This is a genomic window from Actinosynnema sp. CA-299493, assembly GCF_050946825.1.
In the GTDB taxonomy this organism is placed as follows: domain Bacteria; phylum Actinomycetota; class Actinomycetes; order Mycobacteriales; family Pseudonocardiaceae; genus Actinosynnema.
In genome coordinates this window covers 6,913,848-6,937,472 of record NZ_CP191993.1, presented here as the reverse complement: position 1 = coordinate 6,937,472, position 23,625 = coordinate 6,913,848, and the positions used below count along the sequence as shown (strand labels likewise).

At 72.2% G+C, this 23,625-nt stretch carries 17 protein-coding genes; 11 read left to right on the top strand and 6 right to left on the bottom strand.

What is annotated here, in order from left to right; translation table 11 throughout:
* Positions 1-49: 49 nt before the first annotated feature.
* Positions 50-1,114 carry a cobalamin-independent methionine synthase II family protein gene (locus tag ACQPYE_RS29035; protein WP_498715898.1) on the bottom strand — a complete coding sequence of 355 codons (1,065 nt, stop codon included), beginning with the start codon at positions 1,112-1,114 and terminating at the stop codon, positions 50-52.
* A gap of 25 nt (positions 1,115-1,139) precedes the next feature.
* A complete protein-coding gene (locus ACQPYE_RS29030) occupies positions 1,140-2,123 on the bottom strand; it encodes a hypothetical protein (RefSeq protein WP_498715897.1) in 984 nt (327 codons plus the stop codon).
* Between the two features lie 443 nt (positions 2,124-2,566).
* On the opposite strand from ACQPYE_RS29030, the gene ACQPYE_RS29025 reads away from it, so the two are divergent.
* The 10 genes from ACQPYE_RS29025 (at position 2,567) to ACQPYE_RS28980 (ending at position 18,413) form a co-directional block, all read left to right on the top strand.
* The gene (locus ACQPYE_RS29025) at positions 2,567-8,338 is read left to right on the top strand and encodes a type I polyketide synthase (RefSeq protein ID WP_498715896.1); all 5,772 of its coding nucleotides are present in this window, start codon (positions 2,567-2,569) and stop codon (positions 8,336-8,338) included.
* A 1-nt stretch (position 8,339) separates the two neighbouring features.
* On the top strand, positions 8,340-8,798 hold the full coding sequence (locus ACQPYE_RS29020) for an acyl-CoA thioesterase (RefSeq protein ID WP_498715894.1): 459 nt from the start codon (positions 8,340-8,342) through the stop codon (positions 8,796-8,798).
* On the top strand, positions 8,795-9,301 hold the full coding sequence (locus tag ACQPYE_RS29015) for a flavin reductase family protein (RefSeq protein WP_498715893.1): 507 nt from the start codon (positions 8,795-8,797) through the stop codon (positions 9,299-9,301). The genes ACQPYE_RS29020 and ACQPYE_RS29015 overlap by 4 nt, the downstream gene beginning before the upstream one ends.
* A 34-nt stretch (positions 9,302-9,335) precedes the next feature.
* On the top strand, positions 9,336-10,358 hold the full coding sequence (locus tag ACQPYE_RS29010; protein ID WP_498715890.1) for an SDR family NAD(P)-dependent oxidoreductase: 1,023 nt from the start codon (positions 9,336-9,338) through the stop codon (positions 10,356-10,358).
* Complete coding sequence (locus ACQPYE_RS29005) at positions 10,355-11,962, top strand: acyl-CoA carboxylase subunit beta (protein WP_498715889.1); 1,608 nt, start codon at positions 10,355-10,357, stop codon at positions 11,960-11,962. The genes ACQPYE_RS29010 and ACQPYE_RS29005 overlap by 4 nt, the downstream gene beginning before the upstream one ends.
* 227 nt (positions 11,963-12,189) lie before the next feature.
* The gene (locus ACQPYE_RS29000) at positions 12,190-12,801 is read left to right on the top strand and encodes a hypothetical protein (protein WP_498715888.1); all 612 of its coding nucleotides are present in this window, start codon (positions 12,190-12,192) and stop codon (positions 12,799-12,801) included.
* Between the two features lie 135 nt (positions 12,802-12,936).
* Positions 12,937-13,935, top strand: coding sequence for a carotenoid oxygenase family protein (locus ACQPYE_RS28995; protein ID WP_498715887.1), 999 nt, complete (start codon positions 12,937-12,939; stop codon positions 13,933-13,935).
* 185 nt (positions 13,936-14,120) lie between these two features.
* Positions 14,121-14,666: a TetR/AcrR family transcriptional regulator gene (locus ACQPYE_RS28990; RefSeq protein ID WP_498715886.1), complete on the top strand. Its 546-nt coding sequence runs from the start codon at positions 14,121-14,123 to the stop codon at positions 14,664-14,666.
* A 372-nt stretch (positions 14,667-15,038) separates the two neighbouring features.
* On the top strand, positions 15,039-16,913 hold the full coding sequence (locus tag ACQPYE_RS28985; protein WP_498715884.1) for an FAD/NAD(P)-binding protein: 1,875 nt from the start codon (positions 15,039-15,041) through the stop codon (positions 16,911-16,913).
* A gap of 276 nt (positions 16,914-17,189) precedes the next feature.
* Positions 17,190-18,413, top strand: coding sequence for a putative PEP-binding protein (locus ACQPYE_RS28980; protein WP_498715883.1), 1,224 nt, complete (start codon positions 17,190-17,192; stop codon positions 18,411-18,413).
* Between the two features lie 132 nt (positions 18,414-18,545).
* On the opposite strand, the gene ACQPYE_RS28975 is transcribed toward ACQPYE_RS28980, so the two are convergent.
* Positions 18,546-19,217, bottom strand: coding sequence for an enoyl-CoA hydratase-related protein (locus tag ACQPYE_RS28975; RefSeq protein WP_498715882.1), 672 nt, complete (start codon positions 19,215-19,217; stop codon positions 18,546-18,548).
* 82 nt (positions 19,218-19,299) lie between these two features.
* Between ACQPYE_RS28975 and lexA the strand changes: the two genes are divergently transcribed.
* Positions 19,300-19,959 (top strand): transcriptional repressor LexA, encoded by a 660-nt coding sequence (gene lexA / locus ACQPYE_RS28970; RefSeq protein ID WP_498715881.1) that lies wholly within the window; start codon positions 19,300-19,302, stop codon positions 19,957-19,959.
* Between the two features lie 57 nt (positions 19,960-20,016).
* Here lexA and ACQPYE_RS28965 read toward each other — a convergent pair whose 3' ends face one another.
* The 3 genes from ACQPYE_RS28965 to ACQPYE_RS28955 form a co-directional block, all read right to left on the bottom strand.
* Complete coding sequence (locus ACQPYE_RS28965) at positions 20,017-20,247, bottom strand: hypothetical protein (RefSeq protein WP_498715880.1); 231 nt, start codon at positions 20,245-20,247, stop codon at positions 20,017-20,019.
* Positions 20,248-20,360: 113 nt separating this feature from the next.
* Positions 20,361-20,771: an STAS domain-containing protein gene (locus ACQPYE_RS28960; RefSeq protein WP_498715878.1), complete on the bottom strand. Its 411-nt coding sequence runs from the start codon at positions 20,769-20,771 to the stop codon at positions 20,361-20,363.
* Between the two features lie 195 nt (positions 20,772-20,966).
* Entirely contained in the window at positions 20,967-23,582 is a 2,616-nt protein-coding gene (locus ACQPYE_RS28955) for a CHAT domain-containing protein (protein ID WP_498715875.1), read from the bottom strand.
* Positions 23,583-23,625 lie beyond the last annotated feature (43 nt).

Genomic DNA, 23,625 nt, shown 5'->3' with positions numbered 1-23,625 from the left:
CCGGGGCAACCGCGAAATCGCGGCTGCCCCGGCGTCGTGGAATCGCGGGTCAGATCCCCAGGGCCGCCTCGGCGAGCCTGGTGCCCTCGACGCGCGCGGCGATCTTGGCGAACGCCGTGTCGCGCGAGGTGGACGTGTCGTCGGCGAACGGGGCGAAACCGCAGTCGTCGCAGGTGCCCAGCCGCTCGACGGGGAGGAACTCGGCCGCCTCCAGCACGCGGTCGCGCACCTCCTCGGGCGTCTCCACCCGCGGGTCGATCGGGTCGGTCACGCCGATGAAGACCTGCGCGTCGGCGGGCAGGTGCTCCTTGATGATCGCCAGCACCCGGCGGCGGTCGGGCTCGCTGGCCAGCTGCACGTAGAACCGGCCCGCCTTGATCCGGAACAGGTCCGGCAGCAGGTCGGCGTAGTCGACGTCCGCGCTGTGCGTGGAGTCCTGGTCGCCGCCGGGGCAGGTGTGCAGGCCGATCCTGGTCCGGTCCTCGGCGGAGAACCGGTCCAGCACCGCGTTGTTGAGCGCCACGAAGTCGCGCAGCAGCCCGCCCGACGGGTCGAGCTTGAGCGACAGCCGCCCCTCGGTGAAGTCCAGCTGCACCACGGCCGCGCCCGCGTCCAGGCAGGCGCGGATGTCGGCCTCGGTCTCGTTGACGAGGTCCGCGATGAACTCGTCGCGCGAGTAGCCGTCGATCCCGTCGGCCGGGTAGAGCAGGGCCAGTGCCGACGGCGCGATCACCGGCTGCTTCACCGGCAGCGCCGTGAGCTGCTGCGCGGCGCGCAGCAGGTCGACGGCGTGCGCGGAGTAGCGGAACGGCCCGCTCGTGAGCACGGGCAGCTGACGGGTGTGACCGTCGGCGAACGGCACGACCGCGCCGCCCGCCGCCAGGTCGGCGATGCCCGCCACCGGGTAGGTCAGGAAGCTCGGCTTGTCCTGCTCGCCGTCGGTGACCACCGGCGAACCGGTGGCCTCGAACCGGCTGACCGTGTCCGCTAACGCCTCGTCGGTCAGTGCGCGCAGCGCAGCGGCGTCGATGCGGCCTTCCGCGTGGTCCTGGAAGCCCTTGAGGAGCTCCGCGGGACGCGGGACGCTGCCGATCGGCTCGGTCGGTATACCCATGGTGTGCTTGTTCCCATCGCCGTGATCAGGCCCAAGGTGCGGTCGGGTACCACGGGATGATCTCCCGCCGCGCCAGCATCCTGATGTCCCAGTACATGAAGGTGAAGACACCGGCGACGATCAGCGCGACGGCCGTGACAGCGGCGATCCGACTCGGTTTCGCGGAGAGCCACCGCTGCAAACGGCCGCCGGTGAAGTACGCCAGCGCGAGGAACAGTAGAGCCATGATGACGATGTTGCCTACCGACTGAAGGGTGAACGCCGCAGCGCCGTACAGGGGATTGTGGCTCTCCGCCGCGTCACGGAACATCTGCCGGAACAGCCCGAACGGGCGACCGATGAGGAAGCCGGCGATCAGCACGCCCATGAACACCATCGGGGCGTTCGGGAACCGCTTGGCGATCTTGCGGAACGGGTCGCGCACGTACCCGAGCGCGGCGAGCCCCAGGTAGACCATCACGAGCCCGATGATGCCGAACACGATCAACGACTGGATGCCGCGGCTGCTCAGGGTGCCCGGCTGGTTCGCCGCGGTGGAGAACTGCGGCATCCGCGTGCCGATGATCCCGACCAGGACCCCGTAGAGGGCGGACACCGGGATCATGCCGACGGCCAGCCACCCGACCGGCTTGAGCGTCGCGGCCAGCTTCGCCCAGCGCGACCCGGTGGCGCTGAGCATGGGCGCGACGGCGCCGAACGCGGCGATGTTGCACGCGGTGAACGTGCCCGCGATGCCGCTGACGAAGGCGAACGCGATGCCCGCCGCGATGCCCTGGATCGGGGTCTCCTTGGCGTCGTGGCCGAGCAGGGTGTTGGCCACGCTGTCGCCGATGGTCGAGTCGACGAACTGCGCCGACCACACCACGGTCAGCAGGAAGCCCGCGATCGAGCTGAGCAGGACGATGAGCCCGCGCCTGCGCGGGAAGTGGCCGTTGACGAACGACGACGTGGCCACCGCCGTCGTTGCGGGCTCCTGCCGGACGAGCCTGTTGGTTCCGGTGCGCGCCATGTGATCCCTCTCCGGAGCAATGCTGAACGGCCGATGTGAGCCCCTACGTGGCGTCGATTCGGGGGCCTGCAAAGCATCCCAGTGTGATGTCTCGATTACTTCTTCCGGTGTGCGCACCTGGTGGGCCGAATGGCTCACGTCGGGTGGCGTACGGCCGCGTGACCGGTCGAGCCCGCAGGTCTGCGGCCTGCGGCGGGCACCTGGTGGTGGTCGGGCCGGGCGGCGCGCGAGGTGCCCCGCCGGTCACCCGCGGAATTCAAATCACGCTGTTATGGAAAAGCGCAGGTCAGCAGGGCAAAATCGGAGAAGCAGTGTCGTCGGGCGGTCGTGCAGTCTTACGTTGCGCACTTTTACGAAGTGTCGTGTGTTTGCACTTTTCAGTGCGCGACAGCTTTTTTCTCGGACCATCCAGAACCCCCGATGTCCTCAAAGACGGTGAAAGCATGAGCAGTGAGCGGATCGCAATCGTCGGCATCGGCCTGCGCTACCCCGATGCCGGTTCAACCGGGGAACTGTGGGAAAACGTCCTGGCCGGTCGTCGGGCCTTCCGCAGGCTGCCCGACGAGCGGATGAACCAGGCGGACTACTACTCCCCCGACCCCGAGGCACCAGACCGCTTCTACAGCACGAAAGCGGCGGTGCTGCGCGACTTCGAGTTCGACCGCGTTCGCTACCGCGTGGCGGGCAGCACGTTCCGCTCCACCGACCTGACGCACTGGCTGGCGCTCGACGTGACCTCCCAGGCGCTGGCCGACGCGGGTTTCCCCGACGGCGAGGGCCTGCCGAAGCGGTCGACCGGCGTGGTGCTGGGCAACAGCCTCACCGGTGAGTTCTCCCGGGCGAACGTGATGCGGCTGCGCTGGCCGTACGTGCGGCGCACCGTCGCCGCGGCGCTGACCGGCAAGGGCTGGCCCGAGGACGAGATCGCGGGCTTCCTGAGCCAGCTGGAAGTGGACTACAAGGCGCCGTTCCCGGAGATCAACGAGGACACCCTGGCGGGCGGTCTGGCCAACACCATCGCGGGCCGCATCTGCAACTACTTCGACCTGCGCGGCGGCGGCTACACCGTCGACGGCGCGTGCTCCTCGTCGTTGCTGTCGGTCGCCACGGCCGCCAAGTCGCTCGTCGAGGGCGACATGGACGTGGCCATCGCGGGTGGCGTCGACCTGTCGATCGACCCGTTCGAGGTCATCGGCTTCGCCAAGACCGGCGCGCTGGCCAAGCGCGTGATGAAGGTCTACGACAAGGACTCCAACGGCTTCTGGCCGGGCGAGGGCGCCGGTTCGCTCGTGCTGATGCGCGAAGAGGACGCCCTGGCCAAGGGCGCGCGGATCTACGCCACCATCGCCGGCTGGGGCGTGTCGTCGGACGGCAAGGGCGGCATCACCCGCCCCGAGGCCGACGGCCACCGACTGGCCCTGCACCGCGCCTACGGCCGCGCGGGCTACGGCCTGGAGTCGGTGTCCTACTTCGAGGGCCACGGCACCGGCACGGCGCTGGGCGACGAGACGGAGATCGAGGCGCTGTCCTCGGCCCGCCGCACCGCCGATCCGGACGCCCGGCCCGCCGCGCTGAGCACCGTCAAGGGCAACTTCGGGCACACCAAGGCAGCGGCGGGGGTCGCCGGACTGATCAAGGCGGCCCTCGCCGTGCACCACCAGGTCATCCCACCGGGCACGGGTCACTACGACCCGCACCCGAAGCTGACCGCCGACGACGCGGTGATGTACGTGCCGCTGGAGGCCGAGCTGTGGCCGGACGACCAGCCGGTGCGCGCCGGCGTGTCGGCCATGGGCTTCGGCGGCATCAACACCCACATCGCCCTGGAGGCCGCGCCCGACGCGACGCGCCGCGAGCAGCTCGACGTCCGCACGAAGGCGTTGGTCGCCGGTCGCCAGGACGCCGAGGTGCTGCTGTTCGACGCGCCCGACCGCACGACGCTGAAGGACCGCGTCGCCGAGGTCGCCGCGCTGCTGCCGAAGCTGGCGTTCGCCGAGCTCGCCGACCTGGCCGGGGCGTTGTCGGCCCGGCTGACCGGCGCCTCGCTGCGTGGAGCCGTCGTGGCCCGCACGCCCGAGGAGGCCGAGCGCAAGGTCGAGCGGCTGATGGTCGCGGTGAGCGAGGGCGGCACGCTCTTCGACGCCAACGACGGCGTGTTCCTGGACGACCGGACGGCGGCGCCGCGCCTGGCGTTCCTGTTCCCGGGCCAGGGCTCCGGCCGGGGCGCGGTCGGCGCCATCCGCCGCCGCTTCCCGGTCGCCGAGGAGGTCTTCCGGACCGCCGGCCTGCCCACCGACGGCGACCAGGTCGCCACCGAGGTGGCGCAGCCGCGCATCGTCGCCGGTTCCCTCGCCGCGCTGAACGTGCTGCGGGACCTGGGCATCGAGGCGCACACGGCCGTCGGGCACAGCCTCGGCGAGCTGTCCGCGGTGCACTGGGCCGGCGCGCTCAGCGCCAACCGGGTGCTGTCGCTGGCCGCCGAGCGCGGTCGCGTCATGGCGAGCGCGAGCAAGGGCGGCGGCGCGATGGCCGGCCTGGGCACGACGCCCGAGCGCGCGCTGGAGCTGGCCGCCGGCGAGGACGTCGTCATCGCCGGGTACAACGGTCCCGCGCAGACCGTGCTGTCCGGCCCGGCCGAGGCCGTGGACCGGGTGTGCGCGGTGGCCCGGGCCGAGGGCGTGCAGGCGACCCGCATCAACGTCTCCCACGCGTTCCACTCGCCGCTGGTGTCCCCGGCGTCGTCGGCCATGGCGGAGCGGCTGGTCGACTTCGACTTCGGCCGGCTGATCCGCCCGGTGCACTCCACCGTCACCGGTGACGTGCTGGAGGCGGGCGCCGACCTGCGCGAGCTGCTGCGCGACCAGATCACCCTCCCGGTCCGGTTCCACGAGGCCGCCACCAAGGCCGCCGCCGTGACCGACCTGGTCGTCGAGGTCGGCCCCGGCCGCGTCCTCACCGGCCTGCTGGAGGAGATCGCGCCCGGCAAGCCCGCGCTCTCCGTCGACACCGACAGCGGTTCGCTCACGTCGCTGCTGACCGTCGTCGCCGCCGCGCACGTGCTCGGCGCGCCGGTCCGCACGGATGCCCTGTTCGGCGACCGGGTCCTCCGCGACCTGCCGCTGGACGGCACGATGACGTTCCTGGCGAGCCCCTGCGAGACGGCTCCCGCGCTGGAGTCGAGCCTGCGCACGGCCGAGGAGAACGCCTCCGCGGCGGTCAAGTCGGCCAAGTCCGAGACGGCCGCGGGCTCCGACGGCGAGTCCACGCTGGAACTGCTGCGCCGCCTGGCCGCGCAGCGCGTGGAACTGCCGCTGGACGCCATCACCGCGGACACCCACCCGCTGGACGACCTGCACCTGAGCTCCATCACGGTCGGCCAGCTGGTCAACGAGGTCACCCGCAGCCTCGGCCGCCCGGCCCTGGAGGGCACGACCAACTTCGCCACCGTGCGGATGGGCGAGCTCGCCGACCTGATCGACAACCTGGCCGAGACCGCGCACGCCGACGAGCGCGACAGCGGCGAGGTGCCCGGCGTCGCGTCGTGGGTGCGGCCGTTCCTGGTCGAGCACGTCGAGCGCGAGCTCGTCGCGGCGACGCCCGGCGCGGTGGGGGAGTGGACCGTCTACGCCCCCGAGGGCCACCCGCTGGTCGAGCCGCTGAAGGCCGGCCTGCCCGGCGACGGCGTGCTCCTGCTGCTGCCGCCGGAGGGCGGTGACGCCCACGTCGGCCTGTTCCTGGAGGCCACGCGCGACGTGCTGGCGTCCGGCCGCAGGCTCGCGGTCGTGCAGCACAAGCTCGGCGCGTCGGGCCTGGCCCGCACGCTGCACCTGGAGGCGCCGCACATCCCGGTGACGCTGGTCGACCTCGCACCGGGGCAGACCGGCCCGGAGACCGACGTGGCACGCCTGGTGGCGGCCGAGGTCGCGGCCACGACCGACTTCTCGCAGGTGCGGTACGACGCCGACGGCGTGCGGACCGTGCCGGTGCTGCGGGCGGTGTCCGGTCAGGCCGGGGGATCGCCCCTCGACTCGGACGACGTGCTGCTGGTCACCGGTGGCGGCAAGGGCATCACGGCCGAGTGCGCCATCGCGATGGCGACCGACTCGGGCGCGTCCCTGGCGCTGATCGGGCGGGCCGACCCGGCCGCCGACCCGGAGCTGGCGGCCAACCTCGCCCGGATGACCGCGGCGGGCATCAAGCACCGCTACGAGCGGGCCGACGTGACCTCCGCCGAGCAGATCGCCGTCGCGGTGGCGAAGTTCCGCGCCGAGCTGGGCGAGGTCACCGCCGTGCTGCACGGCGCGGGCCGCAACGAGCCCAAGGCGCTGACCGGGCTGTCCGAGCAGGACTTCCACGCGACGCTGGCGCCGAAGATCACCGGCCTCAACGCGGTGCTCGACGCCGTGGACCAGGACCGGATCAAGCTCCTGGTCACGTTCGGCAGCATCATCGGCCGGGCGGGTCTGCGCGGCGAGGCGCACTACTCGACCGCCAACGACTGGATGAGCGAGCTGACCGTCGACTTCGGAGTGAAGCACCCGCAGGCGCGCGTGCTGGCCCTGGAGTGGTCGGTCTGGTCCGGCGCGGGCATGGGCGAGCGGCTGGGCGTGGTCGAGGCGCTGATGCGCGACGGCATCACGCCGATCTCCACCGACGCGGGCATCGCGGTGCTCCGCGAGGTGCTGGCCGACCCGACCGTGGGCCCCGTGCTCGTGGTCTCCGGCCGCGCGGCGGGCCTGCCCACGTTGGAGATGGCCCGCGCCGAGCTGCCGCTGGCCAGGTTCGTGGACCGCGTCCTGGTCCACTACCCGGCGGTCGAGCTGGTCACCGAGGCCGACCTGTCCGACGGCAGCGACCCGTACCTGGGCGACCACCTGCTCGAAGGCGACCTGCTGTTCCCGGCGGTCATCGGCATGGAGGCGATGACCCAGGTGGCCAGTGCCCTCACCGGGCACGACTCGCCGCCGCTGCTGGAGGACGTGGAGTTCCTGCGGCCGGTGGTCGTGCGGCCGGGAGGCTCGCTGACGGTGCGCATCGCCGCGCTCGCCCGTGACGCCGAGACGGTGGACGTGGCGATCCGGGCCGAGGACACCGGGTTCTCCGCCGACCACTTCCGGGCCCGGCTGCGGTTCCCGCGACCGGCGATCCCCGGCGACGTGGTCGACGGCGGTCCCGTGCTGCCGCTCGTGCCGGTCGACCCGGTCACCGAGCTGTACGGCAGCGTCCTGTTCCAGGGCAAGCGGTTCCAGCGGTTGCAGGGCTACCGGCGGGCGAGCGCCCGGCACGCGGTGGCCGAGGTCGCCACGACGTCCGTGGCCACCTGGTTCGCCCCGTTCCTGCCGCAGGACCGGATGCTGGCCGACCCGGGCACGCGGGACGTGATGATGCACGCCATCCAGTGCTGCGTCCCCGACGCCACGCTGCTGCCGCAGAGCGTGGAGCGGCTCTACCTGGCCGCGCAGGTCGACCAGCTGGCCCAGTACGTGGTGCTGGACGCCCGCGAGCGGTCGCAGGACGGCGACAGCTACACCTACGACCTCGACGTGCGCGACCCCGAGGGCCGGCTCGTCGAGCGGTGGGAGGGCCTGGTGCTGCGGGCCGTGCGCAAGCGCGACGGCGCGGGACCGTGGACGCCGACCATGCTCGGCTCCTACCTGGAGCGCTCGCTGGAGCGGGTCCTGGGCGGCAGCCGCGCGATCGTGGTCGAGCCCGACCCGACCGACGCCTCGCCGGAGCGCCGCGCGCAGACCGCGCTCGCGCTCAGCCGGGCGCTGGACCGTCCCGTCGAGGTGCACTACCGGCCCGACGGCAAGCCCGAGGTCGACGGGGTCGAGGTGTCCGCCTCGCACAGCGCGGGCGTCACCTTCGCCGCGGCGGCGGCGGGCGGCACGCTCGGCGTCGACGTCGAGGAGGCCGTCGCCCGGTCCGAAGAGGACTGGACGGGGCTGCTCGGCGAGGACCTGATCGCCGTGCGCGACCTGCTCACCGCCGAGGTGGGCGAGACGGCGGCCATCGCCGGCACCCGCGTGTGGAGTGCCCTGGAGTGCCTGCGCAAGACCGGTTCCACCACGCAGGCGCTCACCGTCGACCGGGTCCACCCGGACGGCTGGGCCGTGCTGTCGACCGGCGACGCCAAGGTCGCCACCTGGGTGACCACCGTCGTCGACCGGTCCGAACCGGTGGTGTTCGCGGTGCTCGTGGGCAAGGAGGGCTGACATGACCGACTACTACGAGATCCGCCACACGGTCGGCTTCGAGGAGACCAACCTCGTCGGCAACGTGTACTACGTGAACTACCTGCGGTGGCAGGGGCGGTGCCGGGAGATGTTCCTGAAGGAGAAGGCGCCGAGCGTGCTGAAGGACCTCCAGGACGACCTCAAGCTGTTCACCCTCAAGGTGGAGTGCGAGTTCTTCTCCGAGATCACCCTCTTCGACGACCTGTCGGTGCGGATGCGGCTGGAGGAGCTGACCCAGACGCAGATCCAGTTCAGCTTCGACTACGTCAAGGTCACCGGCGACCAGGAGGTCCTGGTCGCCAAGGGACGGCAGCGGATCGCGTGCATGCGCGGCCCGAACACCAACACGGTGCCCTCCCGGGTGCCCGAAGACCTGCGCAAGGCGCTCGCGCCCTACGCCGAGGCCCCGGTGCTCGCCCGCGCCGGGCTGGGGGGATGACGGACATGTACGAGGCGGCGCCCACGATGGAGGAGACCACGCTGCGGGACGCGATGTCCCTGTTCGCGACCGGGGTCACGGTGCTGACGGTCGGTGGCGAGCACGCGCACGGCATGACGGCGAACGCGTTCACCTCGGTGTCGCTCGACCCGCCGCTCGTGCTGGCCTGCATCGCCCACTCGGCGGTCATGCACGACGCGATCACCAACACCAAGCGGTTCGGAGTGTCGATCATGGGCGCGGACCAGCGGGACACCGCGAAGTACTTCGCCGACAAGCGCCGCCCGCTCGGGCCGGAGCAGTTCGACGCGGTCGACTGGATCGAGGGATCGCACAGTGGCGCGCCGCTGCTGAACGGTTCGCTGGCCTGGTTGGAGTGCGAGCTGGTGCAGTTCTACGACGGCGGGGACCACACGATCTTCGTCGGTCAGGTGCTGAGCTCCAGCCGGGGCGCGTCCGCGTCCGCGCTGCTGTTCTACGGCAGCTCGTTCCACCAGGTCTGACCTCAGGGTCCGCACGCTTCGGGAAGGAGTGCACATGCTGGTGACCGTCACCGGTGGTACCGGTTTCGTCGGCTCGCACACGGTGGCGGAGCTCGTGCGCGCCGGCCACCGGGTCCGCCTGCTGGTCCGGGACGCGAGCGCGGTGGAAGCCGCCACGCGACCGTTGGAGGTGCCACCCGACGCGGTGGACGTCGTGGTCGGCGACGTGACCGACGAGCGGTCGGTCGACGCGGCGGTGCGGGGCGCGGACGCGGTGGTCCACGCGGCGTCGGTGTACTCGTTCGACCGGCGCAGGCGGGCGGAGATGCTGCGGACCAACGCGCACGGCACGGAGGTGGTGCTCTCCGCCGCCCGCCGTGCCGGCGCGGGCCGCGTCGTCCACGTGTCGAGCATCGCGGCGCTGTTCACGCCCGGTGTGCGGGTGATCCACGAGCAGTCGCCCGTCGGCACGACCCGTGAGCCGTACGCCGCGACCAAGGCGGCGTCGGAGGCCATCGCGAGACGGCACCAGGACGAGGGGGCGCCGGTGGTCATCAGCTACCCACCGGCCCTCCTCGGGCCGTACGACCCCAAGTTCGGCGACCAGATCGACCGGTTGCGCAACACGGTGCGCGGGCTCATGCCGATGTGGCCCGCGGGCGGGTTGCAGATCGGCGACGTGCGGGACACGGCGGCGCTGCACGTGGCGATGCTGTCCCCGGACGCGACGGCCCCGGATTCGGTCGGCCGGCACTTCGGTCCCGGGCACTACCTCGACATGCGGGAGTACCTGGCGGGTGTCCGGGAGGCCACCGGGCGCGCGTTGCCCGCGGTCTTCCTGCCCCCGGCGATGATGACGCCCGTCGGGCGGTTCGTCGACCTGGTGCAACCGCTCTGGCCGTGGCACATCCCCGCCGAGTACGGGGCCATCGCCACGGTCGGCGCGGCGGTCCGGGTCGACCCGGCCGCGAGCACGCTCGACCTCAAACCCCGCCCGTTCGCCGACACGGTCACCGACGCGGTGCGGTGGCTCGCCGACACCGGTGCGGTGACCGAACGCCAGGCAGGACGCCGATGACCACTTCACGGATCGACCACGTCAACGGGCACTCGGACTTCCGGCCCGAACTGCCCGCCCGCACGATGGAACTGCTGCGGGAGCGCAACGACGACCTGCGCGACCGGGCGGTGTCCAACGCCGAGTCGGTGCGCCGGCAGCGCTCGCTCGGCAAGCACACGGCGCGCGAGCGCCTGGACATGCTGCTGGACAAGGGCTCGTTCACCGAGATCGAGCTCTACCGGCGGCACCAGGCGCACGGCCTGAAGGTGTCCGAGCACCGCCCGCACACCGACGGCGTGGTGGCGGGTTCGGGCACCATCGACGGACGGCGCGTCTTCGTCTACGCGCAGGACTTCACCATCTTCGGCGGTTCGCTCGGCCAGGCGCACGCGGCGAAGATCCACAAGGTGATGGACATGGCCATCGACACCGGCTCGCCCATCATCGCGCTGAACGACAGCGGCGGCGCGCGCATCCAGGAAGGCGTGATGGCGCTGGACGGCTACGGCGGCATCTTCCTCCGCCAGGTCGCGGCGTCCGGTGTCATCCCGCAGATCGCGGTGGTGCTGGGGCCGTCCGCCGGCGGCGCCGCGTACTCGCCCGCGCTGGCCGACTTCACGTTCATGGTGCGCGGCACCGCGCAGATGTACCTGACCGGTCCCGACGTGGTGCAGGCCGTGTCGGGGGAGAAGGTCACGCACGACGAGCTGGGCGGCGCGGCGGTGCACGGCGAGCTGTCGGGCGTGGCGTCGTTCGTGCACGACGACGAGGAGTCGTGCCTGGAGGACGTCCGCTACCTGGTGTCGATGCTGCCGTCGAACAACCTGGAGTCCCCGCCCGCCCACGAGCCCGTGGGCGCGGTGGACGACGTGCGGCCGGAGTTCGCCTCGATCGTGCCCGTCGAGCCGAACAAGCCCTACGACATGCGCACCCTGATCGAGGAGCTGGTGGACGACGGGGAGTTCCTCGAAGTGCACGAGGGGTGGGCGCGCAACGTGGTGGTGGCGTTCGGTCGGATCGACGGCGCGGTCGTGGGGCTGGTCGGCAACCAGCCCCTGGTGTTCGCGGGCGTGCTGGACATCGAGGCGTCCCAGAAGGCGGCGCGGTTCGTGCGGTTCTGCGACGCGTTCGGCATCCCGCTGGTGTCCCTCGTGGACGTCCCGGGCTTCCTCCCGGGCACGGCGCAGGAGCACGCGGGCGTGATCCGGCACGGGGCGAAGCTGCTCTACGCCTACTGCGAGGCGACCGTGCCGCGCATCCAGGTGATCGTGCGCAAGGCCTACGGCGGCGCGTACATCGTGATGGACTCCCGGTCCATCGGGACGGACCTGTCGCTGGCCTGGCCCACCAACGAGATCGCGGTGATGGGCGCGGAAGGCGCGGTGAACGTCATCTTCCGCAAGGAGCTCGCCGCGTCGGCCGACCCGGACGCCCTGCGGGCCGAGCTGCTGGCGGAGTACTCGGAACAGCTCGTGCACCCGTACTACGCGGCCGAGCGGGGTCTGGTGGACGACGTGATCGACCCGTCGCACACCCGGTCCGCGGTCGCCAGGGGGCTGGCGATGCTGCGCGACAAGCGTCGCCCGACGCCTGCGCGCAAGCACGGCAACGTGCCGCTGTAGCGCCGCGGCACCTCCACAACGGCACCTCGACCCACAGCGAGGTGCCGTTGCCGCGTCCGGGCTCAGGTCAGCCGGACCACGTGCACCCGCCCTCCCCGCCGACGTTCCGGACGAGATCGGCGAGATCGTCGCCGGGCCGCAGGACGTTGCCCGCTCGTTCCGGGGTGACCAGCCAGAGCGCCGCGACTCCCGGACAACGTCGAGGGGGGCGTGCCCGTCCGTAGGACATGACCGACGAACGCGCCGAGCCCGGCGCACGGCACCTCGACGTGACGCGCCTGCCCGAGGACGTCGTGGCGCTCGTCGACGCCCTCGGGCCCGGCGAGAGCCTGGTCGTCACGCGCGAGGGCGCGCCGATCGCGACGGTCACCGGCACGGGGGCACGGCACGGGGAGGACGGGCCGGAGCCGTCGGTGCGCGACGTGACCGTGGTGGCCACCGCGATGAAGCTGTCCAGGTCGGCGCGGGCGGCGCTGTCGGCGGCGCTCGGCGAGGACTACATCGTGCTCGACCTGCACGCGGCGCCGAGGACGGCCGACGTGCTGCTGGTGCCGCCGAGCAGTCCGCAGCTGGTCGGGCTGCTCCGGTCGACGTTCCCCGAGGCCCGCGTCATCGTCACCGAGGTCGAGGACGACGGCCTTGCGGTCAGCTACCCCGGTCCGGTCCGGCGCGTGCTCGACGCCGGCGCCGACGGCTACCTGACCTCGACCACCATCCCGCGCCTGGCCCGGCAGCTCGACCACGACGTCACCCGGCACCGCCGACTCACGGCCGGCCGCGTCACGAGGCCGGGGATCGAGACCCCCGCGAGCGCGGACCCTCCGGGTGACCAGCGGTGACCGCCTGTCGGAGGCCTCGTCCGGCGAGCCGTCGGACAGAGGCGCAATACGCCATCCGGGTATACCCGCCGGCAGGGGCCGGATCGCCTTGACGAGGTTCCATAACGCCGCTATAAATAGTAGTAAGACAGTGTTATGGAACGTGTGGACGGGGTGATGGGCGTGGTCGCGTCGGTGCGGGAAGTCGCAGAAGCGCTGGTGGTGCGTGGTGCGCTGCCCGCCGAGCTGGACGGTGCTCTCGTCTGGTCCGGCAAGTACGGCGTGTCGGGTGTCCGGCTCGGGCCGGACGGCGCGCGGTGGTACCGCGGTCCGAGGCCGGCCGCCCTCGCGCCGGCCGACTGGCCCTCCGGCGCCACGATGGCCCGCCCCGTCTTCGACGGCGAGGTGTGGCACACGGCCATGTCGCACCCGGAGCTGGGCTACGCCGAGCACGTCACGCTCGGCGTCGACGGCGAGGTGCTGCGGGCCGAGCCCTTCCCGCTGGACAACGCGCCCCGGATGCGCGCGGTCGGCGTGACGGACCGGTTCGTGGTCGTCTTCGACTCGGCGCCGTACTACAGCCGCGCCGCCGACCTCGTCGGGATGCGCGACCCGTACTCCGGCCCGGCCACCGGCCCCACGCGCATCGGCCTGCTCGCCTACGGCCGGCCGCTCTGGTTCGAGGTGGACGAGGGCGAGGTGCTGTCCTTGGTCAACGTCTACGAGGACCTCGGCCGCGTGGTCGTGGACGCCGTCTGGGCGCCCGGCGTCCTGCGCCGCCACACGCTGGACCTCGCCACCGGCGGCGTGCGCCGGGTCGAGCTGCCGGCGATGGACGTCGGCGTCGTCGACGAGCGCGTGGCGGGTCGCCACCACCGCTTCGTGTTCGGCACGGCGGGCACCGCGATCGTCCGCCACGACGTGGCGCTGGGCTGCACGTGGCGCCGCGAGCTCGGCACCACGCCCGGCCAGCCGGTGTTCGTGCCGAGCGGCAAGGAGGAGGGCCAGGGCTGGGTCGTGGCCGTCGCGGGTGACGAGGTGCTGGTGCTGGACGCGGCCGACCTCGCCGGTCCGCCGGTCGCGGTGGTGCGCCTGCCGTTCGAGGTGCGGGCGTCGCGGTGCGCCACGTGGCTCGCGGGCGACGACGCGGCGTGACCCGGTCCACGGCCTCGTCCGTTCACGCCGGCCCGTTGCACCGGTCGCCACAGCGGTTGGCCCTCGCGGGCAATGGTGGGGCCACCGGTGCGGGAGTAGCCTGGAGGGAACCATCCCTAGCGTGGTGAACGACGAGGGGCGCCGTGCATCGATCCGCTGCTGAGACCCGGTCCCACGTACTGCGAGTGGCCGGGGACCTGTTCTACCTGAGGGGAATCCGGGCCACGGGCGTCGACCTCGTCGCGGCCGAGGCCGGTGTCGCGCCCACCACCCTCTACCGCCTGTTCGCGTCCAAGGACGACCTCGTCGGCGCCTACGTCGAGCTCGCCGACCTGGACCTCCGCGACCGGTTCACCGCCGCGGTCGAGCAAGCGGGTCCCGATCCGCGCGACCAGATCCTGGCGGTGTTCGACCTCATGTTCGCCGAGGTCTCCTCCGCGACGTTCCGCGGCTGCAAGTTCCTGATGTCGATGGCCGAGTTCCCGGAGCCCGACCTGCCCGCGCACCAGAACGCCCTCGCGGCGAAGTCGTGGACCAGGGCGCGGATCCGCGAGCTGACCGACAAGCTCGGGGTCGAGGACCCGGACGCGCTGTCCGACCACCTGGTGCTGGTCTTCGAGGGCCTGCACGCGTCGGGCCAGTCGTTCGGTCCGGACGGCCCCGCCAAGCGGGGACGGGGCCTGGCCGAAGCGCTCCTCTCGGCCGCCGCGCCGCGGTCGGGCGGTTCCTGACGCCGGCCCCTCCCTTCCCGCCGCGAGAGGCCGTCGACGCGTCGTCGACGGCCTCTCGTGCGTCCGGGGGAGTCGTCCGAAGAATTGTCAAGCACGCGCGTGGAAACAGCTTCGGGAATGTGCGGGAATCCGTCGTGGTCGACCCCGCTCCGGTCCGGTGTCGTGACCTGCGGTGATCATCCCGTCGAACGCGTCGGACGTCCGGTCGGCGCCGACGTGAAATCCTCAGAACAATTGGGTCTCACGGCATGTCCACCTCGCACGATCGAAGGTATTCTACCGTTCGATCACCCAATGCCCGGTGCGGCACGGCGCGGCTTCGACCACGTAGTGCCGACTTCGGCGGGCAGCGCCAGAGGGAACAGAGGTGGCATGGTGAAAAGCTCCGATCGGTTCCGCAGGGTTGTCGTCGTCGGCGCGGGTCTGGCCGGGACCGCGACCGCCATCCGTTTTCTCCGGTTCGCCCGCGAGCCATTAGAGGTGGTGCTGGTGGAACGTCGTCCGGAATACCGGAACTCGGGGGTGGCGTACCAGCGCGAGAGCAACCACTGGCACCACGTGTTCAACATCCAGGCGGGCCGCATGTCGGCATTCCGCGAGGACGTCGACGACTTCATCCGCTGGGCCAACCACGAGGCCGACCGGTCGGACTGGCCGCCGGACTGGCACGGCTTCGAGTTCACCGAGTCCGGTCCCGCGCCGCGCCGGATCTACCAGGACTACCTGGAGAGCCGCCTCGCCGAGGCCGTCCGCGAGGCGGCGGCGGGCGTGACGCTGGTCGAGGTCGACGGCGAAGCGGTCGACGTGGAGGTGTTCGGCGACCACGCGCACGTCGTGGTGGAGGACCTCGCCGAGCCGCTCGACGGCGAGGGGACCGGGCACGCGATCCTCAAGGCCGACCACGTCGTGCTCGCGACCGGGTTGGAGACGAAGTACCCGGCGTTCGCGGCCGAGGTGCTGGAGCACCCGTCGTTCGTGCGCAGCCCGTACTCCAAGAGCGGGATCGAACGGGTGCTGGGCGTGCGGAAAGACGGCGTCGTGGCCATCGTCGGCACGCTGCTCAGCGCGTACGACTCGGCGACGCTGTTGTTGCGCCGGGGGCACGAAGGCCGGATCCACATGATTTCCGGTTCCGGTCTCACGCCCCGCACCTATCCGCCGAACCACCAGCACCAGGTGCTCGAACTGCCCCCGCCGCAACTGCTCGGCGACCACTACGAAGGGCGGGAGGAATTCGTCCGCCGGTTCCGGGAAGAATGGGAACGCGCCTGCGCGCTCCTCACCCGTGAGCATCCCGAAGTATCGCCGGTGGTGGTGACGGAACGGGTCGCCAAGTCGTGGGAGCCTTACCTTCCCGCGATTCTGGAGCGAATTCCCACCGATGAGCTCCGCGCGCTGCTCGACGGTTACGGGAGCCTGTTGGCCGTGCTGCGGGTGAGTGCCATGGCCTACACCACGAACATCGTGGACGCCGCCATGGGCGACGACAAGCAGATCGCGCTCACCACCGGTCGCGTGCAGCGGATCCACGCCACCGAGGCGGGCACCCTCGTGCTGTCCGTCGCGGGTCGGGATTCGACGTGGACCATCGAAGCGGACCTCGTCGTGTCGAACTTCGGGCGTGAGACGAACTACGAGCGCGCCGACTCGACGCTCTGGTCGAACCTGCTCCAGCGGGACATCGCGGTCGCGCACCGCCGCACCGGGCGCGGCGTCGAAGTCGACCCCCACGGCCGGCTCCTCGGACCTGACGGCACGCCATCCGGTCCCGTTTCCGTTGTGGGCAGCCCCCGTGAGGGCGACGAGATCATCCGGAATGGCCGGACCGGCGCGTTCACGTTCAACCTCGCCGCCATCAAGAACCACTCCGTGGAAGTCGCGGCCACCACGCTGCACCGCCTCGAATCGTGTTACGACGTGTCGGGCGACGACATCGCCGGAACGCTGACCGACGCGACCGATCCCGAATTGCGCGAACTCGTCACGCACTCGGTCATGCTCGACGTCCGCCGAATGGCCGCCCGACACCACGACGAACGCCAGTCGTTGGCGGACCGGATCGAGGGGAACATCCAGCGCATCCGGGACCTCGCCACGCGCGCGGACGCGTCACCGCCGCCGAGCGATCGAGCCGTGCGGTTCGCGGTGAGCTCCGCCGCCACCACGAAGCTGACCGACCTCTCCGTGACCCCGCGCGAACTCCGTTTCCTGCTCGGGCTCGAAGAGACGGTGGAGCCGGTGGCCTGAACCGAACTCCACTCATCTCCCACCATTTCCACCCGGCTCCCGACTACTCCGCCGTTGCCCGTCGGCCGAAGGCGGTGTCGCACGAATGGACCACGACCTCGCACTCGAGAAGATGCGCCGCCGCTCGGACGACTGCGAGGCTCGTGCCATGCCTCGTCTTGTGCCACACAAACCCGGGGCCGATGTCGTGCACGACGACGTCGGCCCCGCAGGTCGGCGGTCAGGCCGACGCCCTCGCCAGGTCCGCACGCCGATCGGAATCGGTAGGAGGATGCCGTGAGCCCGCGCGAGATCCCCGGGGTTTTGCTCGTCGGTTCGCCGTCGACGAGTGTTCGCGGCATCGCCAACCACACCGGAAGACCGCTGCCCGGTTCCGTGCTGGTGGTCGACGCGCTCGGTCCCGAGCTCTACGACACCATCGTCAGATCGGCCGCCGTGGTCTGTTCCGGCGGTGGCCGCACCGGTCACATGGAATCGCTGTGCCGGTCCCGGGGAATTCCGGTGCTCCGGATTCCGCACGCCGAACTCGCCGGGCTGGTCGGCGAAGTGACCGTGCGGACCGACCGCGAGTCGGTCACCCTCGGCGAGAGCGAAGTCGCGGCGCAATCCGTGGAATACCCCACCGTCACCCCCGATGACCTCCGCTCGGTCTGCGTCGTCATCGCCGACGCGACCGACATCCAGTCGACGAATGCCATCCAACCCCGCGTCGACCAGGTGACCTCGTTCTTCGTCCGCGAGGAGTTCGTCTGCCTCTCGGCGGGGCTCAGCCCGCTCGACGCGCTCCGCGCGGGCATTCCCGAGGCCGAGCGCTACGGCGCGGCGATCGGCGCGGAGCTGTGCGGCATCGTCGACCAGCTCGTCCCGGGCCAACGCCTCGTGATGAGGCTGCTGGACCTCCGGTCGGACGACGCCGCGCAGATCACCAACGACGTCGACGTCGACCACGAGTCCAATCCGGAGCTCGGCCTGCACGGCGCGCGCTGGCTGCTGCACGAACCGCACTACCCGCACGCGTTCCGGGCCTTGCGCGCCTACGTGCGGGAACACCTCGGCCCGGACGTCGACCGGTTGAACTTCGCGGTGCCGTTCATCAACGACCAGGACGAGTTCCTGCGCCTGCGGGAGCGGCTCGAACTGCCCGACGACGTGCCGCTGTCGGTCTTCGTGGAAACCCCCGCCGCGGTCCACTCGGTGACGGAGTTCTGCGAGGCGGGCGCGAGCGAGATCTTCATGGGCACCAAGGACCTGACGCAGTTCTACCTCGCCGCGGACCGGGGCAACCACCGGGTCGCCTCCTCGTACCAGACGCGGCACCCGGCGGTCATGTCCGGACTGCGCCAGTCCGTGGAGGCGGGCAGGCGGGCGGGGGTGCCGGTCCACGTGTTCGCGCTGGGGGCGGACGTGGGCTACTACTTCAAGCACCTGCCGACCGACCGGTTCATGATGTGCACGGCCGAACTGAGGCAACTCGCCCTGGAGGCCCACGAGTCACGGTGACGCGCCGGTCCACCCGCCGCGCCGCGGTGTCACCCCGCCGCAGCCCGACCGCACCGCCCACGCGACGGCCGGCGCTGCCCGGAGTGGCCTCCGATGTCGACCCCCAGGTCGGAGGCCACTCCCTCGGCCCGCTCAGCCGAGCAGGTCGTCCTTGTCGCGCAACCTGTCCAGCGCGGGCGCGTACATGCGCGCCTTGATCGTGCCCAGGGTCGGACCGGCCTTGCCCGCCTGAGCCGAGGCGATCCCGACCGCGGTCGACCGGACCGCGTCCTCGTCCACCGCGTGGTCGACGATGCCGGCGTCCAGCGCGGCGACGCCGCCGTAGCGGCGGGCGGTCGTCATGGCCTCGTGCGCGGTCCGGGGCGCCAGCCGGGACTGGATCAACGCGGACATGCCCGGCGTGAACGGGATGTTGATCTCGGCCTCGGGCAGGCACCAGTACCCGCGGTCGGCGCGCATCACGCGGAAGTCGTGCGCCAGGGACAACATCGCGCCGGCGGCGAAGGTGTGCCCCTGGAGCGCGGCGACCGTGATCAAGGGCAGCGACAGCACCCGCGCGAACAGCTCGTGCACGGACACGACGTACTCGCGGTAGTGGTCGCCGTTGGCCATCAGCCATTCGAGGTCGAGGCCGTTGGAGAAGAACTTGCCGGTGGCGGTGGTGACCAGGGCGCGGGCGCCCTCCGCCCGCTCCACCTCGCCGAGGGCGGCGTCGACCGAGGCGATCCAGTCGGGGTGGAACCGGTTCTCGGTGTCCCCGAGGTCGAGGGTGAACACGTCGTCCTGGCGGTCGAGCGTCGGCATGGGTTCCTCCGGGTCTGTGGCTACCAGTCGGTAACTTAGTGCCCGGGCACTGCCGGTGCCACCCCGCTCTATGATCGAGCAGGTGACCGCCTACGACGATCTTGACGCCTTCGAGCACCTGGACACCTCCACCCTCCCGCCACGCCAGCAGCGGATCCTCGCGGTGATCCGCGACTGGGTGGTCAGGCACGGGTACTCGCCGAGCACGCGGGAGATCGGCGACGCGGTCGGCCTGCGGTCCTCGTCCTCGGTGTCCAAGCACCTGGCGGCACTGGAGGAGAAGGGCTTCCTGCGGCGTGGCGCCGCGATGTCCCGGCCGATGGACGTGCGCCTGTTCCTGCGCGAGCCGTCGACGCGGCCGGCCGCCGACTCCGTGCCCGTGCCCGTGGTCGGCCACATCGCCGCCGGCGCGCCCATCGCGGCCGAGGAGCACGTGGACGACGTGCTGACGCTGCCGCGCGAGCTGACCGGGCGCGGGACCGTGTTCGGCCTGAAGGTGCGCGGCGACTCGATGGTCGACGCGGCGATCTGCGACGGCGACATCGTGGTGGTGCGGCAGCAGCACGAGGCGCACTCGGGGCAGATCGTCGCCGCGATGATCGACGGCGAGGCGACCGTCAAGGTGTACCGGCGTCGCGACGGGCACGTGTTCCTGGAGCCGCGCAACCCGGCTTACAGCGCCATCGACGGCGACCGGGCGGTCGTCCTCGGCGCCGTAGTCTCGGTGCTGCGCAGCGTCTGACCTCCCCGTGCCGCCCGCCGAGGTGCTCCGGCCACCGCGTCCGGCGGTCGGGCGGCCTCAGTCGGCGGGACCGCGCAGGGTCAGCACGACCCGGAGCACGTGCTCGACCGCGGACGGGAACGCCGCGCCCCGCAGCTCGCCGCGCGTGGCCAGGTTCCGCGAGGCGAACTCCACCATGCGGTCGTGACCGACCCGCCGGACCACGAGCGCGGCGATGTCCTCCAGGTCGAGGCCGGGGTTGTCCAGCCGGGTCAGGGCGAACTCGACCACGAGCTCCTCATCCGTCACGACCGCTCCCTCCGACCTCTTCGAGGGTAGTCGAGCCGGGGACGGCGGGCCTCGTGGTCACGGCTCGCGCGGGACGGGGTGGCTCGACCCCGGTCATCGGCGCCGAGGCCGCCTCACGACGACCACCACGAGAACCCGGCGTCCGCACCCCGCGAGGACCGGGCGCGCACCGCGGCCAGCGCCTCGTCCTGGGTGCGGTGCAGCCGCAGCAGGTCCTCGGTGTCGGTCAGGCGGATCGGCCGCGCCACCGTGCGCCTGCCCGCCACCACGGCGAACCCGGCGCCCACCACGTCCGCGCGCTGCCGCGCCTCGACCAGCACCGCGATGCCCATCGACCCGAAGAACCCCACGTCGCCCAGGTCGACCACCAGCGCGGACGCCCGGCCGTTCAGGCAGGTGAACAACGCTTCGCGCACGTCGCGGAAGCTGTCGACGTCGAAGTCGCCGTGCACGGCGGCGATCACCACACCGTCGTCACCCGCGTCCTCGACCGTCACCGACGGCTGCTCTCCATCACCGTGCACGGTCGCTCCCTCACCCCGATCCCGGCTGCGACACCTCCCACCATTACCCGCTGGAGGCCCGGCCGACACCGCCAATGCGCCGACGTGCGGGATGAGGTTGCGCACTCCGGGTCACGCCTTGGTCGGTCTACAAAGGAGGGCCGCGCCGACCGCGGGTCGACGGACCGGTGAGCACGTCGAACGCGGGCAGCGGGTTCAGCCGCTGCCGAGGCACACGAACGGCCGCCGCAGCGGGTCGATCGCGATGGCGTCCGCCAGTGCCACGGCCGGTCGCGCGCCGGCGGCCAGGCTGCGGTGGTAGTCGTCCATCGCGGCGGCGCACGCCTGGTCGCCGACCCGGCTCAGTGGGGCGACCACCAGCTGCGAGCCGCTGGCGAGCAGGGCGCTGGCGAAGCCGAGGGGCTCGTCGCCGGGGCGGATCCGGTTGAGGGCGAGCTCGCACGCGGCCAGCACGACCTGCCGCGGCGGGTGGGCGAGGCCGGCCATCTCGTGCGCGTAGAGCGGGCCGTCGCTCAGCTCCAGCCGGGAGAACAGGGCGTTCTCCGGCTCGTGGACGCCGTGCGCGGCCAGGTGCGCGATCCCCGCGCCGTCCAACGCCTCCAGCACCGTGGCGACCGACGCCCGCCGGCCCGACAGGAGCGCCGCGGTGGTGTAGTGCGCGCCGAGCTTGTCGATCTCACCGACGGCGGCGGGCAGCCCCGGGCCGCGCACCAGCACCGCCCGCCCGCCCGACCCGCTCTCGGCGCGGTCCGCGGCCAGCCACGCGGTGGCCGACGGCGCGACGACGGTCGGCCGCCCGTGCAGCGTCGGCAACACGCCCCAGGGCACCGCGTACAGCGCGCCGGTCGGCACGACCACCAGCTCGCGCTCGCCGATCAGCTCGGCCAGCGGCTGGACCAGCTGCGCGTCGAGCCGGTCGGCCTGCTTGCGCGCCGACGCCGACATCACCCGCACCAGCGGTTCCGGCAGGTGGTCGGGCGCCAGCGCGTTGAGGTCCGCGTTCAGCATCCGGGCGCTCTCGGCCGCTCGCTCCGCCGACCCGAGCCGCGCCAGCCGCACGTCGGAGCCGACCACGACCACCGCGACCAGGTCGTCGTCGGACGACGCGAAGCTCACCAGGGCCCGGTCGCCGAGGCGCGCCATGACGTCGGCCGGCCCGGCGACCGGCCGGGGCCTGCCCCACCGGCCCGTGTGCCAGCCGAGCCGGTTGGCCTCGCGCAGGCGTTCGGCCCGGCGACCGCGCAGCACGGCGGTCGAGTGGCCGTCGTGCTCGGCCTGGTGGATCGACTGGGTGAGGCTGCGGACCTCGGCGATCCGCTCGGCCAGCTCGGGGTTGTCGAGGTGGGTCAGGGGCTCGTAGCGGTAGGTCTGCGCCCGCGTCCGCTCCAGCCAGGAGAACAACCGCCGCGCGTGGCCGCCGTCGAGCACCAGCTGGACGGCGAGCTCGGCCAGCTCCCGGCCGTGCAGCGCGGTCCCGGACAGCAGGTCGAGACCGCCCATCCGGTCGCGCACGTGTTCGAGGTCCGTCAGGCCGGCCCGGATCTCGGTGAGCGCGGCGGACCGTCGGCCGAGGGCGATGGCGAGCTCGGCCCGGCACAGCCGGCGCAGCATCCGGTAGTCGATCGGGGCGAGCTTCCCGGGCCGGGGCACCCGGTCGAGGATGCCCGCCGCCGCGCCGACGTCACCGCGGCGGATCTCCAGCCGCACCGCCAGCATCCGGGCGAGAGCCGCCTGCTCGGCCAACCGCGGCACGGGCAGCGAGTCGGCGAAGTCCAGCGCGCGCCCGGGCAACGACCGGGACACCCGGCCGGACCGCAACGCGAGCCGGGTGTCCACGCGCAGCCCGATGAGCGTGGCGTTCGCGACGCAGGTCTCACAGCCCCAGCGCCGCATCCGCCGCCGTGCCGACGAGGCCATGGCGCGCGCCAGGTCGAGGTCGTCGGTCATGTACGCGGCGCCCGCCCGGTACAGCTCGACGTCGGCCAGGTCGCGGGTGACGCTCTGCTCGGCGCGCATCACCGGGAGCAGGGTGTCGAGCTGGTCGCCCGCCTCGTCGGCCAGGCCCGCGGACATCAGCGCCTGCGCCCGGTTCAGGCCGAGCAGCACCGGCACGTCCAGCCCCTGCTGCCGGTACGACCGGTCGATGGTCTCGTAGCGCCGCAGCGCCGCCGGCACGTCGCCGACCCGCAGGTCCAACAACCCGGCCGCGTGGTTCGCGTCCGCCGCGCGGTCCAGCAGCCCGTGCTCGGTCGCCAGCGCCACGGCCCTGGTGAGGTCGAGCCGCGCCTGGCGCACGGAGCCCAGCCGCGTGTGCGCCGTGCCCCTGCTCCGCAGCGTCTTCACGACCAGGTCGACCAACGGCGACACCGGCCCGCCGGCGGCGAGACGGCGCTCCTTGTGCTCCAGCGCGGCGTCGAAGGCGGTGATCGCGTCCTCGATGAACCCCGCGTTCAGCAACAGCAGGCCGTGGTTGTGCTCGACCCGTCCGCGCAGCTCCGTCTTCACGACCGGATCGGCCACGTCCTCGATCAGCCGCCGTGCCTCGACCAGTCCGGTCAGCCCGGCGGCCGGGCCCGAGGTCTCCGCCATCACGGTCGCGGACGTCGAGGCCAACCGGATCCGCGTGGCGAGCCACTCGGATCGGACCACCGGGTCCACGGGGTCGATCGTGTCCGCCAGGCGCTGCCCGCGCCGCAGCAACCGTGCCGCCTCGTGGTGCCGTCCGGCGCAGGTCGCCTCCACCCCGCTCAGGTGCAGTTCGCGCGCTTCGCGGATGACGGCGGCTTCATCGGGAGAAGCGGGTTCAGGCACGGTTCCATGACATCACACAACGCGACGTGATAAAGCCCGTCGA

Coding starts and splice junctions, on each gene's coding strand:
- ACQPYE_RS29035 (WP_498715898.1), bottom strand. CDS start 1,114: ATGGGTATACCGACCGAGCCGATCGGCAGCGTCCCGCGTCCCGCGGAG.
- ACQPYE_RS29030 (WP_498715897.1), bottom strand. CDS start 2,123: ATGGCGCGCACCGGAACCAACAGGCTCGTCCGGCAGGAGCCCGCAACG.
- ACQPYE_RS29025 (WP_498715896.1), top strand. CDS start 2,567: ATGAGCAGTGAGCGGATCGCAATCGTCGGCATCGGCCTGCGCTACCCC.
- ACQPYE_RS29020 (WP_498715894.1), top strand. CDS start 8,340: ATGACCGACTACTACGAGATCCGCCACACGGTCGGCTTCGAGGAGACC.
- ACQPYE_RS29015 (WP_498715893.1), top strand. CDS start 8,795: ATGACGGACATGTACGAGGCGGCGCCCACGATGGAGGAGACCACGCTG.
- ACQPYE_RS29010 (WP_498715890.1), top strand. CDS start 9,336: ATGCTGGTGACCGTCACCGGTGGTACCGGTTTCGTCGGCTCGCACACG.
- ACQPYE_RS29005 (WP_498715889.1), top strand. CDS start 10,355: ATGACCACTTCACGGATCGACCACGTCAACGGGCACTCGGACTTCCGG.
- ACQPYE_RS29000 (WP_498715888.1), top strand. CDS start 12,190: ATGACCGACGAACGCGCCGAGCCCGGCGCACGGCACCTCGACGTGACG.
- ACQPYE_RS28995 (WP_498715887.1), top strand. CDS start 12,937: ATGGAACGTGTGGACGGGGTGATGGGCGTGGTCGCGTCGGTGCGGGAA.
- ACQPYE_RS28985 (WP_498715884.1), top strand. CDS start 15,039: ATGGTGAAAAGCTCCGATCGGTTCCGCAGGGTTGTCGTCGTCGGCGCG.
- ACQPYE_RS28975 (WP_498715882.1), bottom strand. CDS start 19,217: ATGCCGACGCTCGACCGCCAGGACGACGTGTTCACCCTCGACCTCGGG.